General features: G+C 70.3%; 15 protein-coding genes and 2 pseudogenes. 7 read left to right on the plus strand and 10 right to left on the minus strand.

The window, feature by feature from the left end:
• The first annotated feature begins 27 nt into the window (after nucleotides 1–27).
• The 6 genes and pseudogenes from murJ to trxA all read left to right on the plus strand — a co-directional run.
• The gene (murJ, locus tag ACYVOO_RS01395) at nucleotides 28–2,532 is read left to right on the plus strand and encodes a murein biosynthesis integral membrane protein MurJ (protein ID WP_461013824.1); all 2,505 of its coding nucleotides are present in this window, start codon (nucleotides 28–30) and stop codon (nucleotides 2,530–2,532) included.
• A 123-nt stretch (nucleotides 2,533–2,655) separates the two neighbouring features.
• Nucleotides 2,656–4,746 (plus strand): hypothetical protein, encoded by a 2,091-nt coding sequence (locus ACYVOO_RS01400; RefSeq protein WP_461013825.1) that lies wholly within the window; start codon nucleotides 2,656–2,658, stop codon nucleotides 4,744–4,746.
• A gap of 314 nt (nucleotides 4,747–5,060) precedes the next feature.
• Nucleotides 5,061–5,735 (plus strand): annotated as a pseudogene (gene sigM, locus ACYVOO_RS01405) (RNA polymerase sigma factor SigM); the annotation flags it as partial.
• Nucleotides 5,732–6,793: an anti-sigma factor gene (locus ACYVOO_RS01410; protein WP_461013826.1), complete on the plus strand. Its 1,062-nt coding sequence runs from the start codon at nucleotides 5,732–5,734 to the stop codon at nucleotides 6,791–6,793. The pseudogene sigM and the gene ACYVOO_RS01410, both read left to right, overlap by 4 nt.
• A 142-nt stretch (nucleotides 6,794–6,935) precedes the next feature.
• Complete coding sequence (trxB, locus tag ACYVOO_RS01415; protein WP_453344267.1) at nucleotides 6,936–7,937, plus strand: thioredoxin-disulfide reductase; 1,002 nt, start codon at nucleotides 6,936–6,938, stop codon at nucleotides 7,935–7,937.
• Nucleotides 7,938–7,979: 42 nt separating this feature from the next.
• Nucleotides 7,980–8,330 (plus strand): annotated as a pseudogene (trxA, locus tag ACYVOO_RS01420) (thioredoxin); the annotation flags it as partial.
• A 79-nt stretch (nucleotides 8,331–8,409) separates the two neighbouring features.
• Here the strand turns inward: trxA and ACYVOO_RS01425 are convergent.
• From ACYVOO_RS01425 to rpmH, 9 genes are all read right to left on the minus strand, one after another.
• Nucleotides 8,410–9,027 (minus strand): GNAT family N-acetyltransferase, encoded by a 618-nt coding sequence (locus tag ACYVOO_RS01425; protein ID WP_461013827.1) that lies wholly within the window; start codon nucleotides 9,025–9,027, stop codon nucleotides 8,410–8,412.
• Nucleotides 9,028–9,122: 95 nt separating this feature from the next.
• Nucleotides 9,123–10,292 (minus strand): ParB/RepB/Spo0J family partition protein, encoded by a 1,170-nt coding sequence (locus ACYVOO_RS01430; protein ID WP_461013828.1) that lies wholly within the window; start codon nucleotides 10,290–10,292, stop codon nucleotides 9,123–9,125.
• The gene (locus ACYVOO_RS01435; protein WP_453344264.1) at nucleotides 10,289–11,359 is read right to left on the minus strand and encodes a ParA family protein; all 1,071 of its coding nucleotides are present in this window, start codon (nucleotides 11,357–11,359) and stop codon (nucleotides 10,289–10,291) included. The genes ACYVOO_RS01430 and ACYVOO_RS01435 overlap by 4 nt, the downstream gene beginning before the upstream one ends.
• Before the next feature lie 285 nt (nucleotides 11,360–11,644).
• Nucleotides 11,645–12,394, minus strand: a complete 750-nt coding sequence (rsmG, locus tag ACYVOO_RS01440; RefSeq protein WP_453344263.1) for a 16S rRNA (guanine(527)-N(7))-methyltransferase RsmG — start codon at nucleotides 12,392–12,394, stop codon at nucleotides 11,645–11,647.
• The gene (locus ACYVOO_RS01445) at nucleotides 12,391–12,918 is read right to left on the minus strand and encodes a Jag family protein (RefSeq protein WP_453344262.1); all 528 of its coding nucleotides are present in this window, start codon (nucleotides 12,916–12,918) and stop codon (nucleotides 12,391–12,393) included. Before ACYVOO_RS01445 ends, rsmG begins: the two co-directional genes overlap by 4 nt.
• An 18-nt stretch (nucleotides 12,919–12,936) precedes the next feature.
• Entirely contained in the window at nucleotides 12,937–14,121 is a 1,185-nt protein-coding gene (yidC, locus tag ACYVOO_RS01450; protein ID WP_461013829.1) for a membrane protein insertase YidC, read from the minus strand.
• A gap of 3 nt (nucleotides 14,122–14,124) precedes the next feature.
• The gene (gene yidD / locus ACYVOO_RS01455) at nucleotides 14,125–14,415 is read right to left on the minus strand and encodes a membrane protein insertion efficiency factor YidD (protein WP_453344260.1); all 291 of its coding nucleotides are present in this window, start codon (nucleotides 14,413–14,415) and stop codon (nucleotides 14,125–14,127) included.
• On the minus strand, nucleotides 14,412–14,786 hold the full coding sequence (gene rnpA / locus ACYVOO_RS01460) for a ribonuclease P protein component (RefSeq protein ID WP_453344259.1): 375 nt from the start codon (nucleotides 14,784–14,786) through the stop codon (nucleotides 14,412–14,414). Before rnpA ends, yidD begins: the two co-directional genes overlap by 4 nt.
• A 22-nt stretch (nucleotides 14,787–14,808) precedes the next feature.
• Entirely contained in the window at nucleotides 14,809–14,946 is a 138-nt protein-coding gene (gene rpmH / locus ACYVOO_RS01465) for a 50S ribosomal protein L34 (protein WP_016906158.1), read from the minus strand.
• A gap of 431 nt (nucleotides 14,947–15,377) precedes the next feature.
• Between rpmH and dnaA the strand changes: the two genes are divergently transcribed.
• Nucleotides 15,378–17,279 carry a chromosomal replication initiator protein DnaA gene (gene dnaA / locus ACYVOO_RS01470; RefSeq protein ID WP_461013830.1) on the plus strand — a complete coding sequence of 634 codons (1,902 nt, stop codon included), beginning with the start codon at nucleotides 15,378–15,380 and terminating at the stop codon, nucleotides 17,277–17,279.
• A gap of 77 nt (nucleotides 17,280–17,356) precedes the next feature.
• Here dnaA and ACYVOO_RS01475 read toward each other — a convergent pair whose 3' ends face one another.
• On the minus strand, nucleotides 17,357–17,914 hold the full coding sequence (locus ACYVOO_RS01475) for a hypothetical protein (RefSeq protein WP_461013831.1): 558 nt from the start codon (nucleotides 17,912–17,914) through the stop codon (nucleotides 17,357–17,359).
• Between the last annotated feature and the right edge of the window lie 408 nt (nucleotides 17,915–18,322).

Raw genomic sequence — 18,322 nt, forward strand, 5'->3', positions numbered from 1 at the left:
CGAGCAGGGGCAGGGGTAGAGGAAGCGATGAATGCGCCGTACGACGGTGACCGGGGCCGGACCCCGGGTGACGGCTCTCAGCCACCGGAGGACCCGTACGCACGGGACGCGTATCCGCGCGACGCGTACGAGGGCCGCGACGACCCGTCCGCCGTCGAGCTGACCGGCGTCGACGGCCTGCTCGGCGGCGCGCCCGGCGAGGGCGACGGGAGCGGGGACGGCCGTGGCGGTCATGACGGCCAGGTGCCGCAGCCGCCCCAGTCCCCTCCGTCGCCCCAGAACGACGCCTTCGCGCACCTCTTCCGCGACCAGGGCCAGGAGCCGCACTCCGCCCAGCACGCGCAGGGCGCGCCCCCGCCCGCGCGGCAGCACACCCCGGGTCCCCAGCAGCCTCCGCAGCCGCAGGCCCCCTCGCAGGCCCAGGCACCGTCGCAGCCACGGCCGCCCCACCAGCCGCAGCACCCGGACCAGGCAGGGCACCCCGGCCAGCAGCCGCAGCCCGCCTACGCCCAGCAGCAGGCCCCGCAGGCGCAGGGAACGCAGCAGTCCCAGCAGACGCAGGCCCTCCCGCACACACAGCAGACACAGCACGCACAGCAGCCGTTCGCGCCCCAGCAGTCGCACCAGCCGCCGCCGCAGGGCCCGTACGAGCCGTCGCGGCAGCCCCAGCAACCCCACCAGCCGCAGCAGCCCCCGTACGCCGCCTCACCCCCGCCGCCCCGGCCCGAGGCAGCCCCGCCCATGGGCCCGCCCGCGGGTGCGGCGGCGCCCGGAGCCGAACCCGCCGGACAGCCCGTAGGACAGCCGGGCGGCGGCCCTGCGGGGCCTGCGGGGCCCGCAGGCCCCGACGCGGCCCCGGCCGCTCCGCCCTCGTCCGACGGGGGCGGAGGAGGCGGTGGAGGCGGCGGCCTCCTGAAGTCCAGCGCCATAATGGCCGCGGGCACGATGGTGTCCCGCCTGACCGGCTTCGTACGGTCGGCGATGATCGTCGCCGCGCTCGGCGCAGCCGTCCTCGGTGACACCTACCAGCTCGCCATCACCGTGCCGACCATGATCTACGTGCTCACGGTCGGCGGCGGCCTCAACTCGGTCTTCGTCCCGCAGCTCGTGCGCGCCATGAAGGACGACGAGGACGGTGGCGAGGCGTACGCGAACCGGCTGCTGACCCTCGTGGCCGTGCTCCTCGGCGTCCTCACCGTGCTGGCCGTCCTCGCGGCGCCACTGCTGGTCAAGCTGATGTCGGTCAAGATCGCCGACAACCCGCAGGCGAACGAGGTCGCGGTCTCCTTCGTCCGCTACTGCCTGCCCACGATCTTCTTCATGGGCATCCACGTGGTGATGGGCCAGATCCTCAACGCGCGCGGGCGCTTCGGCGCCATGATGTGGACGCCGGTCCTCAACAACATCGTGATCATGTCGACGATCGGCATGTTCCTCTGGGTCTACGGCACCGCCGCCACCTCCCAGATGACCGTCGACTCCATCCCGCCCGAGGCCGTGCGCCTGCTGGGCGTCGGCACCCTGCTCGGGCTCGTCGTGCAGGCCCTCGCGATGGTCCCGTACCTGCGGGCCGCGGGCTTCAAGGTCCGGCCGCGCTTCGACTGGCGCGGGCACGGCCTCGGCAAGGCGGCCAAGCTCGCCAAGTGGACGATCCTCTTCGTCCTCGCCAACCAGGCCGGCGTCCTCGTCGTCTCCCAGCTCTCCACCTGGGCGGGCGAGACCGCCTCCCAGGACGGCCACTCCGGAGCGGGCTACATCGCCTACTCCCAGGCCCAGCTCATCTGGAACATGCCGCAGGCGATCATCACCGTCTCGGTGATGGCGGCCCTGCTCCCCCGCCTCTCCCGCGCCGCCGACGACGGCGACACCGGCGCCGTCCGCGACGACATCTCGCACGGCCTGCGCAACTCCGCCGTCGCCATCGTGCCCATCGCCTTCGGCTTCATCGCCCTCGGCATCCCGATGTGCACCATGATCTACGGCTCCTCCGGCCTCGACGCCGCCCGTTCCATGGGCTACACGCTGATGGCCTTCGGCATCGGGCTCATCCCCTTCTCCGTGCAGTACGTGGTCCTGCGCGCCTTCTACGCGTACGAGGACACCCGCACCCCCTTCTTCAACACGGTCATCGTCGCCGCCGTGAACGCCGTCGCGTCCGCCGCGTGCTTCCTCGTGCTGCCCGCGCGCTGGGCCGTCGTCGGCATGGCGGCCTCCTACGGCCTCGCCTACGTCATCGGGGTCGGGGTCGCCTGGCGCAGGCTGCGCAGGCGTCTGGGCGGGGATCTGGACGGCTCGCGCGTGCTGCGTACGTACATCCGCCTGGCGGGCGCCAGCGTCCCGGCGACCCTCGTCGCGGGCGCCGTGGTCTACGGAATCACCCAGGGCCTGGGCAGCGGCGTGCTCGGCTCGGTGACCTCCGTGCTCGCGGGAGGGATCGCATTGGGCGTCGTCTTCGTCCTAGCGGCGAAGCGGATGCGCATCGAGGAGATGACGGCGATGGTCGGTATGGTGCGCGCCCGGCTCGGACGGTAGTACGGAGCACCGGGTACAACCATCGACGGCCACCGTGTGTCGTGCATAGCGGCGGACTGTGGGCACAATTGTTTCCGGCTGTTTCGAAGAGTGGCTGCAACGAATGGGGAGGCAGGAACGACGGTGGCGGAACGGAGCACGGCTGCCGTCGACGTGGCCGAGACGAGCGGCGAGGATACGCCGCCGACCGCCCAAGGGGCCGGGGTCACGACCGACGGAGCGACGGACAGGCACAGCGGCGGCACCACGACCGCCGCTGATGCCCAGCACACCGGCACCAGCGGCACGGCCACCTCGGAGAGAGACGGCGACGAGGCATCCCCCGAGAGCGAGGACACAAAAGCGGACACCACCTCCGACACCACAGCCGAGGAAGCGCCCGACTCCCCCGACGAGGCCAACGGCACAGCCGTGCAGGACCCGTCCCCCGACGCGAAACCGGACGCCGAGGCGGAAGCGCCCGAGGACAAGTCCAAGTCCAAGGCCAAGGACGAAAACAGCGGCGACAAGGCCAAGGGCACCGTCACGAGCCCTGCCAAGAGCACCGCCAAGAGCACCGCCAAGGACAAGTCCAAGGCCCAGGCCAAGACCGCGTCCTCCGACGGCAACAAGTCCGACGGCAGCAAGAAGGCCACTAAGGCCGCTGCCGAGCGCGCCGAGGCCACCTCCCCGACGCCCGAACCACCGGAGCTGCACAGCGGCCACAAGCTGGCCCGGCGCTACCGTCTGGAGGAGTGCGTCACCCGTCTGGACGGCTTCAGCAGCTGGCGTGCCGTCGACGAGAAGCTGCGCCGCGCCGTGGGTGTCCACCTCCTCCCCGCAGGGCACCCGCGCGCCCGCCGCGTCCTGTCAGCGGCCCGTTCCGCCGCCCTCCTGGGCGACCCGCGCTTCGTGCAGGTCCTGGACGCGGTCGAGGAGAGCGAACTCGTCTACGTGGTCCACGAGTGGCTGCCCGACGCCACCCCGCTGAGCGAGCTGCTCGCCGCGGGCCCGCTGGAGCCCCACGACGCCTACCAGCTCGTCAGCCAGCTCTCCCAGGCCCTCGCCGCCGCGCACCGTGAGGGGCTGGCCCATCTGCGGCTGACCCCGGCCACCGTGCTGCGCACCGGCACCGGCCAGTACCGCGTACGGGGGCTCGCCGTGAACGCGGCGCTGCGCGGCATCACCAGCGAGACCCCGCAACGCGCTGACACCGAGGCGATCGGTGCCCTCCTGTACGCGGCGCTCACCCAGCGCTGGCCGTACGAGGAGGACGCGTACGGCCTCACCGGCGTCGGCACCCTCGCCAAGGGCACCCTCGTCGCACCCGACCAGGTGCGCGCCGGGGTGCACCGCGGCCTCTCCCAGCTCGCCATGCGCGCGCTCGTCAACGAGGGCGCCACCGCGTCCAGCCAGGAGCAGCCCTGCGCGACGCCGGAGGAACTGGCCAAGGCGGTCACCACGCTGCCGCGCATCCGCCCGCCGGAGCCCTCCTTCACCACGCCACCGCCCTACCAGCGCACCACCTACCAGCAGGGTGCCTACGGCGCGGGCGGCCCCGGCGCCACCAAGCCTCCGGGCGGCGCCGTACGCGCCGGTGCGGCGGAGCCCCCGGCCGCGCTTCCCGGGCGCACCGGGAAGGTGCTCAAGTGGGGTGTGTCCGCGCTGCTGATCGCGGCGCTGGGGCTGGGCAGCTGGCAGATCGCCGATGCTCTCCTCAAGGGCGATCCGCCCCCTTCGGACAAGCCCTCCCCGGTCCAGGCGCACGAGAAGGCCCCCACGGGCAAGTCCGTCAAGATCGTGGGCGCGAAGGACTTCGACCCGGAGAGCAGCGACGGGCAGGAGAACCCCGAGGACGTCGAGGACGCCATCGACGGCAAGCAGGAGACGTACTGGCTCACGAGCAAGTACTACGGACGGCCCAACTTCGGGAACCTCAAGTCCGGCGTCGGCCTCATCCTCGACCTCGGCAAGCTCCAGCAGGTCAGCTCGGTCAAGGTCGATTTCATGGGCAAGACCTCGGCCGACTTCCTCGCGGCCCCCAAGGAGACCACGGGGATGCCCACGTCCCTCGGCGCGTTCAGCAAGGTCGCCAGCGGCTCGGGGGAGCACCTCACCCTCAAGGCCAAGAAGCCGATCAAGACGCAGTACGTACTGGTCTGGCTCACGAAGCTCCCGCTTTCGGACGACGGCAACTACCGTGGCCGGGTCACGGAGATCGAGGTGCTGAGCTAGGGGCCCAGGGCCAGGGGCGACGGCACCGGTACCCCTGTGGCATCTGACGCTGACGCTGACACCGACGGAGGCGCGATGAGAGAAGGGGTCCGGCGGTGAGCGGTGACCGCGGCGACGAGGCGATACGCCGCCGCGAGGAACAGTCCGAAGCGACCGCCCCGGACGGCACCGAGCACGGCGAGTACGGCGAACACGGCGAACACAGCACCGAGGACGACGCACGCGCCACCCCCGAGGGCGGCGGCGGTTCACAGCCTCCGGGGGAGCCAGGGAGGCCGGGGAGCCAGGGGCGCGGCACGGCCGCCACGGAGCGCGCGGACGACCGCGAACTCCTCGCCCGCCACGTCGACGGCGATCCCGACGCCTTCGGCGAGATCGTCCGCAGACACCGTGACCGCCTCTGGGCGGTAGCGCTGCGCACCCTCGGGGACCGCGAGGAGGCGGCGGACGCCGTGCAGGACGCCCTCGTCTCCGCGTACCGCGCGGCGCACACCTTCCGCGGCCAGTCGGCCGTCACGACATGGCTGCACCGCATCACCGTCAACGCCTGTCTGGACCGCGCGCGCAAGGCGGCCTCCCGCCGCACCGCGCTCACCGACGACACGGAGCGCCTGGAACAGCTCCTGGAACCGCACGAGTCGGCCGCGGTGCCCGCCGAGCGCCAGGACCTCCACAGAGAGCTGATCGCCGCGCTGTCCGAGCTTCCGGCCGAGCAGCGCGCGGCGCTCGTCCTCGTGGACATGCAGGGGTATCCGGTCGCGGAAGCGGCCCAGGTCCTCGACGTCGCCGTGGGCACCGTCAAGAGCCGCTGCGCCAGAGGCCGCGCCCGGCTCCTTCCCCTGCTCACCCACCTACGCCCGAACGGGCCCGAGGGGGATAACTCGCCGCCCGGCGGGGGAAGGAACCGGACCCAGGGGACATCCGTCCCACCGCCGAGAGGCATCGCAGGATCGCCCGGAGCCGTGAAGGGAGGTGGAGGACAGACATGACATCCGCTCCTTTCGCGTCCGGCGCTTCCGGTACCGACGAACACCCGGAAGTCGCCGAGATCTCCGCGCTCACCGAGGGGCTGCTCCCCCCTGACCGCTCGACCCACGTACAGGCTCACCTCGTGGACTGCGAGCTGTGCGCGGACGTACAGGCGTCGCTCCACGAGATCCGCGACGTGCTCGGCACCCTGCCGGGCCCGGTGCGGATGCCCGCCGACGTGGCGGGCCGGATCGACGCGGCCCTCGCGGCCGAGGCGCTGCTCGACTCGACGCCGCCGTCGCCGAACAGCGCTGTTTCACGTGAAACAGGAACAGAGACCAGGGCCGAGCCGGACGCCCCCGTCTCCGTTTCACGTGAAACATCGGATGCGACGGATGCATCGCATGCGCGTGAAACGGCGGACCGCCACCCCGTAAGCGCCTCCACCGGTCACTCCGCCGACCGCCCCGCAGGGCACTCCGGCGGCTCGACAGGACCGGGGCGCCGCGACGGCTCCCGCGGACCCCAGCGGCGCCGCCGCTGGCGCACCACCCTCGTCGCCGCTGTGGGCGTCGTCGGCGTGCTCGGGATCGGCGGGCTGGTCGTCCAGTCGCTCGACTCGTCAGGCCAGGGTGCCTCCACCGCGTCCAATGAGGGCAGCACGGACGCGAGGACCACGGCCGGTGCCGAGGACCAGGCGCTGAAGCAGCACGTGCAGACCCTGCTCGCGGAGAAGAGCCCGGCCGCCGAGTCAGCACCGGAGATCGACACCAAGCAGAGCCCCGCCACCCCGGACACCGGCGACAGCCCGATGACGGGCACCTCGGTCACCGTCCCCTCCTGTGTGCGCGAGGGCATCGCCCGCGTACGGGACACGGACGCGTCGACGTCCGAGACCCCGCTCGCCGTCGACGAGGACGCCCGCTACAAGAAGGCCACCGGCTATCTCGTCGTCCTCCCCCACGCGGGTGGCGACGCTCGCAAGGTGGACGCGTATCTCGTGGACGCCTCGTGCGTCAGCGGCGAGGCGACGGGACCCGGCGAGGTCCTGGTCCAGCGGACCTACCCGAAGAGCTGAACCCGCACCGCCCCCGCCCGACCGGCAGACCGCTGCCGTCGTGGCGCGGAGCGGGAATGTCTGCCCCTTAGGATCCGTTGGGTGGGGTGAACGCTTCATGCAGAAGCCCCCGGAACGCAGTCGGCAGACAAGGAAGGCTCCCGTGAGCGACGTCCGTAACGTGATCATCATCGGTTCGGGGCCTGCGGGCTACACCGCCGCGCTCTACACCGCCCGCGCGTCGCTGAAGCCGCTGGTCTTCGAGGGCTCCGTCACCGCTGGTGGCGCGCTCATGAACACCACCGAGGTGGAGAACTACCCGGGCTTCCAGGACGGCATCATGGGCCCGGAGCTGATGGACCAGATGCGCGCCCAGGCCGAGCGCTTCGGCGCCGAGCTGATCCCCGACGACGTGACAGGCGTCGATCTCTCCGGCCCGATCAAGACCGTAACGGACGGCGCGGGGAACGTGCACCGCGCCAAGACCGTGATCGTCTCCACCGGCTCCCAGCACCGCAAGCTCGGCCTGCCCCGCGAGGACGAACTCTCCGGGCGTGGCGTCTCCTACTGCGCCACGTGTGACGGCTTCTTCTTCCGCGAGCAGGACATCGCCGTCATCGGCGGCGGCGACACCGCCATGGAAGAGGCCACCTTCCTCTCGCGGTTCGCCAAGTCCGTGACGATCGTGCACCGCCGTGACACCCTGCGCGCCTCCAAGGCGATGCAGGAGCGCGCCTTCGCCGACCCGAAGATCTCCTTCGCGTGGAACAGCGAGGTCGCCGAGATCCACGAGAAGGACACCAAGCTCTCGGGGCTGACCCTCCGCGACACCGAGACCGGTGAGACCCGCGAACTTCCCGTCACGGGCCTGTTCGTCGCCATCGGCCACGACCCCCGCGTGGAGCTGTTCACGGGCGTGCTCGACTTCGACGAGGAGGGCTACGTCAAGGTGGACGCCCCCTCCACCCGCACGAACGTCCCGGGCGTCTTCGCCGCCGGCGACGTCGTCGACCACACCTACCGTCAGGCCATCACCGCCGCGGGCACCGGCTGCTCCGCCGCCCTCGACGCCGAGCGCTATCTCGCCGCCCTCATCGACGGCGAGAAGACGCCCGAGCCCGAGAAGGCCGAGGAAGCCGCCGAAGAAGCCGCGGCAGCGGTCTGAGCCAGCGCCACACTTTCGCCTACGCCCTCGCACGCATCACACAGGAAAAAGAGGAGAGCCACCATGGCCGGTGACACCGTGACCGCGACCGACGCCGACTTCGAGGAGGTCGTGCTCAAGAGCGACAAGCCCGTCCTCGTCGACTTCTGGGCGGCCTGGTGCGGCCCGTGCCGTCAGATCGCCCCGTCCCTCGAGGCCATCGCCTCGGAGCACAGCGACAAGCTGACCGTCGTGAAGCTCAACATCGACGAGAACCCGGCTGTCGCCGCCAAGTACGGCATCATGTCGATCCCGACGATGAACGTCTACCAGGGCGGCGAGGTCGTCAAGACCATCGTCGGCGCCAAGCCGAAGGCCGCCATCGAGAAGGACCTGTCCGAGTTCATCGGCTGACGCCTTCCTCGTTTCACGTGAAACGGGCCCACTCTCTCCGGAGAGCGGGCCCGTTCGCGTAGCAGCGCCGAACGTGATCTCACAGGGGCCGCAGCGCGGGCTCCTTCTGGACCGCTCCGAGCAGTTGGTCCAGCGCCCGCTCGACGTCCTCGCGCCACGAGACCGTCGAGCGCAGCTCCAGCCGCAGCCGGGGGTAGGCGTGGTGCGGGCGGACGGTCTTGAAGCCCACCGCGAGAAGATGCTCTGCCGGGAGCACACACGCGGGCTCCTTCCAGCGCGCGTCCCCGAACGCCTCGATCGCCTTGAAGCCGCGCCGCAGCACATCCTTGGCCACCGTCTGCACCATGACCCGGCCCAGCCCCTGCCCCTGGAAGGACGGCTTCAGCCAGGCGGTCATGAGCTGCACCGCGTCCGGCGAGACGGGGCTCGTGGGGAAGGCGAAGGAGCGGGGCACATAGGCCGGGGGCGCGTAGAGGACGTAGCCGACAGGCTCCTCGTCCACATAGACGACGCGTCCGCAGGAGCCCCACTCCAGCAGCACCGCCGAGATCCAGGCTTCCTTCTCCAGCTCGGGCTGCCCCGTCTTCGCCGCCGCCTCACCGCTGACCGGGTCCAGCTCCCAGAACACACAAGCGCGACAGCGCTTCGGAAGGTCCGGAAGGTTGTCCAGCGTAAGCGGAACGAGCTGTCGCCCCATGGATCCATCGTATCCATGGGGCGACAGCTCTAAAGGTTCTTCGTATGCCTTCTTGTCCCTCCGGCCCTCTTCGGGCGCTCCGGGCGCTCCGGGCCTTACGGCTCCTCGGTGCCCTCGGAGTCCTCCTCCTCAGCCTCTTCCGAGAGCTTCTTCTCCAGCACCCGGCCCTCGCCCGGCGCGAGCTGGCCGAGGATGCGCTCCAGATCGTCTATCGAGGCGAACTCGACGACGATCTTGCCCTTCTTCTGCCCCAGGTCCACCTTCACCCGGGTCTCGAAGCGGTCCGAGAGCCGCCCGGCGAGATGGTCCAGCGCGGGGGAGACCCGCTTGCCCGCGCGCGGCCCCTTGGGCTTCGCGGTGCTCGACGGCTTGGAGCCCATCATCGTGACGATCTCCTCGACCGCCCGCACCGAGAGCCCCTCGGCCACGATCCGGTGAGCCAGCTTGTCCTGCTGCTCACCGTCGTCCACCGACAGCAGCGCCCGCGCGTGCCCCGCCGAGAGCACGCCGGCGGCCACCCGGCGCTGGACCGACGGCGAGAGCCGCAACAGCCGCAGCGTGTTGGAGACCTGGGGACGCGAGCGTCCGATGCGGTCCGCGAGCTGGTCGTGGGTGCAGTTGAAGTCCTTCAGGAGCTGGTCGTAGGCCGCGGCCTCCTCCAGCGGGTTGAGCTGCGCCCTGTGCAGGTTCTCCAGGAGCGCGTCCAGGAGGAGCTTCTCGTCGTCGGTGTCCCTGACGATCGCGGGAATGCGCTCCAGGCCCGCCTCACGGCAGGCCCGCCAGCGGCGCTCGCCCATGATCAGCTCGTAGCGCTCCGGCGCCAGCTGCCGTACGACGACGGGCTGGAGCAGGCCGACCTCCTTGATGGAGGTGACCAGCTCCGCGAGCGCGTCCTCGTCGAAGACCTCGCGCGGCTGCCGGGGGTTCGGCGTGATCGCCTCGAGCGGCACCTCGGCGAAGTGCGCGCCCGCTGCCGTCGCCTCATCCCCGTGGGTCACCGCGTCATCCGGCTCGGAAGGCTGCTGTGTTTCACGTGGAACGTCGTCCCTGCTGCCGCTGTCGGGAAGAGAGGTGACCTTCGCCGCCGCCACCCCGCGTTCCGGCGTCAGCACCGGAACCGAGGTGGGGGAGGTGGCACCGTTCGCCCCCACCGTCGGGGCCTCTTGCTGGCCGCCCCCGTCACCGGCCTTGGGCGCTGCGGGCCCGGGCGCTGCTGGGATCAGCGCGCCGAGCCCACGGCCCAACCCCCTACGTCGATCACTCACTGGGTACCCTCCGCCACGCTGCTGTGCTGATGTTGCTGTAGTGCCTGCGGCGACTGCTCAAGCTGCTGCCCGTTGGGGTCCCGCAGTGCGATCTCGCGGGCCGCCTCCAGGTAGGAGAGCGAACCGCTCGAACCTGGATCGTAGGTCAGGACCGTCTGCCCGTAGCTGGGAGCCTCGGAGATACGGACCGACCGAGGGATGTTGGTCCGCAGCACCTCCTTGCCGAAGTGGCTGCGCACCTCCTCCGCGACCTGGGACGCCAGCCTGGTGCGGCCGTCGTACATGGTGAGGATGATCGTCGAGACATGGAGATCGGGGTTGAGATGCCCCTTCACCAGATCGACGTTCCTCAGCAACTGCCCGAGCCCCTCCAGCGCGTAGTACTCGCACTGGATCGGGATGACCACCTCGGCGCCGGCGACCAGCGCGTTGACGGTCAGCAGCCCCAGGGAGGGCGGGCAGTCGATGAGGATGTAGTCCAGCGGCTGCTCGTACGCCTCGATCGCACGCTGGAGACGGCTCTCCCGCGCCACCAGGGACACCAGCTCGATCTCCGCACCGGCGAGATCGATCGTGGCGGGGGCGCAGAAGAGACCCTCCACATCCGGCACCGGCTGGACGCAGTCGGAGAGCGGCTTGCTCTCGACCAGAACGTCGTAGATCGACGGCACCTCGGCGTGGTGGTCGATCCCCAGTGCCGTCGACGCATTGCCCTGGGGGTCGAGGTCGACGACCAGGACCCGGGCACCGTGCAGGGCCAGCGAGGCGGCGAGGTTGACCGTGGTGGTGGTCTTCCCGACGCCGCCCTTCTGGTTGGCGACGATCATCACCCGTGTCCGCTCCGGCCGGGGGAGACCCTCACCTGCACGATTCATCGCCTCGACCGCCTGCTGGGCAGCGCGGCCGATCGGCGTGTCGTCCATCGGGGGCGGTGTTTCACGTGAAACATCCACCGATTCTGAACGGGGACCGGGGACCGGATCGGCCATCGGTCCCGCGATGTTGGCGTCGGACCGCAAGGGTTCACTCTCCTCGACATCAGGCTCGCTATGCACAGAGCCTGCCATGCTTTCGGTGTCGCGAACCAGCGAGCCCCGCTCTGTTGTGGATGAATCCACCCCAGAACGGGGCTCATGCGGCGGCTTCCTGTCGCGCGACCCTGCGGCGGCGCGACCGCGGCTGATGATTCCTTGCAGAAGTGAGCGGTGTTTCACGTGAAACACGATGCACGCGCACACGCCACGCTCTGCTGCGACACTCCGCTTCGCGTAGTTTTAAGCGCTTTTATGGAGTAAGCGTCTCCCGGGGCAGAGGGCGGGACGGCTCATGCCGCCCGCCACTCGCCACTCGACTCAACGGCGGCGTCGACCGCCACGGGCCGCCCGGCCCGACCGCGCTGTCTTCTGCGCCTTGGCCCGCTTGGCCGCGAAGCGCACCCCTCCGGGGCTCTCCCCGACCTCGGCCCGTACGACCGTCGAGAGCGGGTCCACGACCCCCTCGCCGACCTGGACGACCGACGTCTCCACGACCCCGAGCTTGTGCAGCGCGGCACGCGCGCCCTTCAGCTCCTCCTCGGCCGTGTCGCCCTTGATCGCCAGCATCTCCCCGTAAGGACGCAGCAGCGGCACGCCCCAACCCGCCAGCCGGTCCAGCGGCGCCACAGCGCGCGCCGTGACCACGTGGACCGGGGGCAGCGTCCCCAGGACCTCCTCGGCCCTGCCCCGCACCACGGTGACGTGGTCCAGGCCCAGCAGCTCCACGACCTCCTGGAGGAAGGTCGTACGCCGCAGCAGGGGCTCCAGAAGCGTGATCTTGAGGTCCTCGCGTACGAGTGCCAGGGGAATCCCCGGCAGCCCAGCACCCGACCCGACATCGCAGACCGCCACCGACTCCGGGACGACCTCCGAGAGCACCGCGCAGTTCAGCAGGTGCCGCTCCCACAGCCGCGGCACCTCGCGCGGGCCGATCAGCCCGCGCCGTACGCCCGCGTCGGCGAGCAGCTCGCCGAAGCGCACCGCCTCCGGCAGGCGGTCACCGAAGACCTTCCGCGCCGCCTCGGGCGCGGGCGGAAGCTCCGCTGATTCCCCTGGCTGCTCCGTCACGGCAGCACGACCACGCAGCGCTGCGGCTCCTCGCCCTCGGACTCGCTGCGCAGGCCCGCGGCCTTGATCGCGTCGTGGACGACCTTGCGCTCGAAGGGCGTCATCGGCTTGAGCTTCACCGGCTCGCCGCTGCCCTTGGCCTCCTCGGCCGCCTTGGCGCCCAGCTCGGCCAGCTCCTCGCGCTTACGGGCCCGGAAGCCCGCGATGTCGAGCATCAGACGGCTGCGGTCGCCGGTCTCGCGGTGCACGGCGAGCCGCGTCAGCTCCTGGAGCGCCTCCAGGACCTCGCCGTCCCGGCCCACCAGCTTCTGGAGGTCACGCGTCGCGTCGTCGCTGATGATCGATACGGCGGCGCGGTCGGCCTCGACATCCATGTCGATGTCGCCGTCCAGGTCGGCGATGTCGAGGAGCCCCTCCAGGTAGTCGGCAGCGATCTCGCCCTCCTGCTCGAGGCGGGTGAGCGTGTCGGTGCCCTCATCAGGGGCCACCTCTGCCGACGGCGTGGGAACAGTCGTGTCCGTCACGGCATGGACTCCTTCTTGCTACTTCTTCGACGGGTGCTTGGGACGCTGCGGGCCGCCCTTGCGCTGCTGCCCGGACTTCTTCTGGCCGGACTTCTGCCCGGACTTCTGGCCCGACTTCTGCGAGGGCTTCTTGCCCTGCTGACCGCTCCCCTGGCCGGAGGAGGTGCCGCCGCCGGAGGCCGACGAGTCGTCGTCGCTCTTGTCCAGGGACGTCTTCGCCACGCTGTCCTGGGGCTCAGCGGTACGGTCCGCCGCCGTACCGCCCGCGGCGGTGCCGGTCTGACGCTGCGACTTCGTCTGGCGCTTCGGCTGCTGGCGCTTGGCACGGGCCGCCTCGACGGCCTCGCGCGCCTCGACCTCCTTGGGGTCCTCCTTGATCTTGCCCGCCGCGATCAGCTTCTCCTGACGCTGCTTGTAGGCGAGGGAGCCCGGGGTCGGGTTGCGCTTGATCACGTACATCTGCTGCCCGAGGGTCCACACGTTGGTGGTCAGCCAGTAGACGAGGACACCGACGGGGAAGTTGATGCCGAAGACGGCGAACATGATGGGGAAGACGTACATCAGCATCTTCTGCTGCTGCATGAACGGCGTCTTCACCGTGAGGTCGACGTTCTTCGTCATGAGCTGGCGCTGCGTGTAGAACTGCGAGGCCGACATCAGGACGATCATGATGATCGTGATGACGCGGATGTCGGTCAGCGAGGCGTGCAGCTCGGCGGCCTTGTCCGCGCTGTCCATGAACTTCGCGGCGATCGGGGCGCCGAAGATCTGCGCGTTACGCGCGCTGTCCACCTGGTCGGCGGTGAGCACGCCGACCGGGCTGTTGCGCGAGATGTGGTTGAGCACCTGGAAGAGGGCGATGAAGAAGGGCGACTGCGCGAGGATCGGCAGGCAGCTGGAGAGCGGGTTGGTGCCCGTCTCCTTGTACAGCTTCATCATCTCTTCGGACTGACGCTGCTTGTCGCTCTTGTAGCGCTCCTGGATCGCCTTCATCTTCGGCTGGAGCGCCTGCATGTTCCGCGTCGACTTGATCTGCTTGACGAAGAGCGGGATCAGGCAGATCCGGATCAGCACGACCAGGAAGAAGATGGACAGACCCCAGGCCCAGCCCCCGTCCTCGTCGAAGACCAGGCTGAACAGCGAGTGGAACTGGACGATGATCCAGGACACAGCGTAATAAAGAGGACTCAGGATCGTGTCCACGAATCAGGCTCCTTGGGCGTTGGACTGGGTCCGGTGCTGCTGCCAGCGGGAGCGGATCCGCTGGTGCCATACCGGGTGCTTCCGGGCGGGGACATGGTCGACGCCACCTGGCGACCAGGGATTGCAGCGCAGGATGCGCCAGGCCGTCAGTGCCGTCCCTTTCACGGCGCCGTGCTGGTGGATGGCCGTGTAGCCGTAATGCGAGCACGACGGGTAGTACCGGCACACCGGCCCGAGCATCGGACTGATGGTCCACTGGTACAGCTTGATCAACCACAGCAGCGGGTACTTCATCGCGAAGGCCCTCCAAGCAGCCGCTGCAACGCGGTGTCCAGGTCGCGGGCCAGTTCATCATGGCCCGCCGCGCCCGCACCGGGCAGCGCCCTTACGACCACCAGGCTACCTGCGGGCAGGAGAGCCAGTCGGTCACGCATCAGATGACGCAGCCGCCGCTTCACGAGATTGCGGACGACCGCGTTGCCTATGGCCTTGCTCACGACAAAACCCGCACGGGCCGGGGGATCGTCTCCCCCCGCCGCGTGCGGGTCCCTGTCGCTTTGGCCGCGGAGGTGGACGACGAGGAGCGGGCGACCGGCCCTGCGCCCTCGGCGTACCGCGGCTGCGAAGTCCTCGCGCCGCCTCAGCCGGTTCTCGGTAGGCAGCACGTCATGGACCTGTGGTCAGGCTTCAGGCCGACAGACGGGCGCGACCCTTGCTGCGGCGGTTCGCCACGATGGCGCGGCCGGCGCGGGTCCGCATGCGCAGCCGGAAGCCGTGGGTCTTCGCGCGGCGGCGGTTGTTCGGCTGGAAGGTGCGCTTGCTCACTCGGGGGCTCCAGGAATGCTTCGTGTCACGTGATCGCCACGCGACAGGCTTGTGGGGCGTCGACAGGCTGTCACCGTGCGCCCACGAGTAGCTCGCAACGCCCGAGTGTGAACCGCTTCGTGATCCTCGAAGACTCGAAGAAGAGAGACTCGGGAATCTTTGCCCATCGGAGGCAGGCGGCAGCAGCCGTCGACAACTCGACCTGGTTACGGTACGCGCGGCTACGCCATCCGGTCAAACCGGAGCCGCCCGGGGTCACCCGCTACTGCACTCGTGCACAGCCTGTGGACAACGACTTGAATGGTGCACGTCGGCCTGACTACCGTGGCTGAACTTCCCATCCCTCCCGACCGTCCCGAGAACCACACATTCGTGGGATCTGGTCGACTTCAGCGAAGATCCCCCCACCAAGCGAGTGAGAGAGCGTGCCCGTGGCTGACCTACCTGCCGATCTTGCCGCAGTGTGGCCGCGCGTGCTGGAACAGCTCCTCTCGGAGGGCCAGGGGGTAGAGGCGAAGGACCAGCGCTGGCTCCAGGACTGCCAGCCCCTGGTGCTGGTCTCCGGGACGGCGCTGCTCGGCGTGCCCAACGAATACGCGAAGGGCGTCCTGGAAGGGCGTCTCTCGCCCATGATCAGCGAGGCGCTCAGCCGCGAGTGCCAGCAGCCCATCCGGCTGGCGATCACCGTCACGGGCCCGGCCCCCGAGCCCGGCCCCGCGCCCCCCGCGCCCACCCCTTCCGTACCGCAGCAGCACACCCCTGGCCCCCGCGACGGCGGATACGAGGGAGGAGGGGGAGGGGGATACGACGGCGGGTACGACGGCTACGAGAACCGCGACATCCCCGCGGCTCGCCCCGCCTACCCCGACTACCCGCAGGCACCCCAGCCCCAGGGGCCCCCTCCGCAGCACACTCCGCACACCCAGCAGGGCAACTGGCAGCAGCACCCGCGCGACGCCTGGCCCCCGCAGCACCAGCCGCACCGGCAGCAGCACCAGGGCCAGTACGACCAGGGGCAGTACGAGCAGCACCAGCAACAGCAGTACGAGCAGCAGTACGAGAGGCCACAGCCCTCCTACGACACGTACGAAGCGCAGCAGGGCCGTTCCCAGCAGCACGCCCCGCAGCATCAGCAGCACCAGGCCCAGCACCAGCAGCCTCAGCACCAGCAGCGCCAGGTGCCGCCGCAGGGCCAGCCGCCCGCGCCCCGCTACGACGGCCCCTCCCAGCTCCCCGCGCCGAGCGGAGCGCCGGGACCCCTCGCCGCGCAGCCCGCGCCCGCGACGGGTCCCGGCGAGCCCACCGCACGGCTGAACCCGAAGTACCTCTTCGACACCTTCGTCATCGGCGCCTCCAACCGCTTCGCGCACGCCGCGGCCGTCGCCGTCGCGGAGGCGCCCGCCAAGGCGTACAACCCGCTGTTCATCTACGGCGAGTCGGGGCTCGGCAAGACGCACCTGCTGCACGCCATCGGGCACTACGCGCGCAGCCTCTACCCGGGGACGCGGGTGCGCTACGTCAGCTCGGAGGAGTTCACCAACGAGTTCATCAACTCCATCCGCGACGGCAAGGCGGACACCTTCCGCAAGCGCTACCGCGACATGGACATCCTGCTCGTCGACGACGTCCAGTTCCTGGCGGACAAGGAGTCGACGCAGGAGGAGTTCTTCCACACCTTCAACACGCTCCACAACGCGAACAAGCAGATCGTGCTCTCCAGCGACCGGCCGCCCAAGGCGCTGGTGACGCTGGAGGACCGGCTGCGGAACCGGTTCGAGTGGGGCCTCATCACCGACGTCCAGCCGCCGGAGCTGGAGACGCGCATCGCGATCCTCCGTAAGAAGGCGGTGCAGGAACAGCTCAACGCACCGCCCGAGGTCCTGGAGTTCATCGCCTCGCGCATCTCGCGCAACATCCGCGAGCTGGAGGGCGCGCTCATCCGCGTCACGGCCTTCGCGTCGCTGAACCGGCAGCCGGTCGATCTCGGCCTGACGGAGATCGTGCTCAAGGACCTGATCCCCGGCGGCGAGGACGCCACCCCGGAGATCACGGCCACCGACATCATGGCGGCCACGGCCGACTACTTCGGGCTGACGGTGGACGACCTGTGCGGCTCCTCGCGCAGCCGCGTCCTGGTGACCGCGCGGCAGATCGCCATGTATCTGTGCCGCGAGCTGACGGACCTCTCGCTGCCGAAGATCGGCGGCCAGTTCGGCGGCCGGGACCACACGACGGTGATGCACGCGGACCGCAAGATCCGCGCCCTCATGGCCGAGCGCCGCTCCATCTACAACCAGGTCACCGAGCTGACCAACCGCATCAAGAACGGCTGACCGCACCGGACATCACGTCGCTGCCCCTCGCTGCCCCGAACGCGGGCGGCCCGGGGCAGCGAGGCAGCGGACGCCGGTCAGTGGTGACGCTTCGCGGGCGCCGCCGGGCCCCCGTACCGGGGAGCGCCGACGCCGTACGCGGGCCGCTCGTGGCTGCCTTGCCCGTGACCTCCGGACCGCCCCTGGCCTCCGGTGCCGTGCCCCGGCCCCGGCCGGCCCGGCGGGGCGTAAGGGGCGCGGGCCGACGCCGTGGCCTCCCGGTGCCCTCCGGGCATGAACGACATCGCCTGCGCGATATCGAACCTGTCGTCGCGCGCTCCCGGCCGCGAGCCGGAATCCTGTCGCTCTCGCCCTCGCCCGAGCAGCCCCTCGAACTGCCGCCGGACCGCCTCGTCCTGGTCCGCGCTTTCCTGAGCGCGTCGCTCCCGTTCCCGGCGGCCGTACGGCACTTCGTGCGCGCGGGCACCGGCCCGCGAGTGCTCCACCGGCGCCACCGACGACGCCTGGGCCAGGGCCGCGCGCTGGTAGTTCTCCGCGTGCGCGGCGTGCTCGGCGGCGGTCACCCACGCCTCGGGCCGCTGTGCCCTGCGCCGGGCCCTTCGCTCTTCCCTGAGCCTTTCCCTTTCATGATCCATATCTGGATGGGACGCGCTCACGCCGCCGGAAGTTCACGGCCAACGGCTCACGGCGCCTTCGCTGTTCGAATCCACAGGCTCTGGAGCCCGAGGTCCACAGATCCTCGCCGAAACGGGCGTCCACACCCTGGGGAACCCGTAAGTTGTCCCAGCGGCGTCCACAACCGGACCACTCGGCAAGCTGTTTGCCGAGGTCAGGTGCCTGTGTACTTGTGCGCAACCGTTGTCCACAGGCTGTGGAACGAAAACCGGGCCGCGAACCGGGCTCCGACTTGTCCACCGCCCGCCCACAGGCTGGGGCTTCTTGTCCCCAGCTTCTGCAAGCTTCTCCACAGCGCTGTCCACTGTTCGGCAACACAACGCGCCCACTCACTGATCCGAGTGAAAGCGGTCACACTGAGGGCCTGG

Source organism: Streptomyces daliensis (assembly GCF_054782395.1).

Coding starts and splice junctions, on each gene's coding strand:
- murJ (WP_461013824.1), top strand. CDS start 28: ATGAATGCGCCGTACGACGGTGACCGGGGCCGGACCCCGGGTGACGGC.
- ACYVOO_RS01410 (WP_461013826.1), top strand. CDS start 5,732: ATGACATCCGCTCCTTTCGCGTCCGGCGCTTCCGGTACCGACGAACAC.
- ACYVOO_RS01425 (WP_461013827.1), bottom strand. CDS start 9,027: ATGGGGCGACAGCTCGTTCCGCTTACGCTGGACAACCTTCCGGACCTT.
- ACYVOO_RS01435 (WP_453344264.1), bottom strand. CDS start 11,359: ATGGCAGGCTCTGTGCATAGCGAGCCTGATGTCGAGGAGAGTGAACCC.
- yidD (WP_453344260.1), bottom strand. CDS start 14,415: ATGAAGTACCCGCTGCTGTGGTTGATCAAGCTGTACCAGTGGACCATC.
- ACYVOO_RS01475 (WP_461013831.1), bottom strand. CDS start 17,914: ATGGATCATGAAAGGGAAAGGCTCAGGGAAGAGCGAAGGGCCCGGCGC.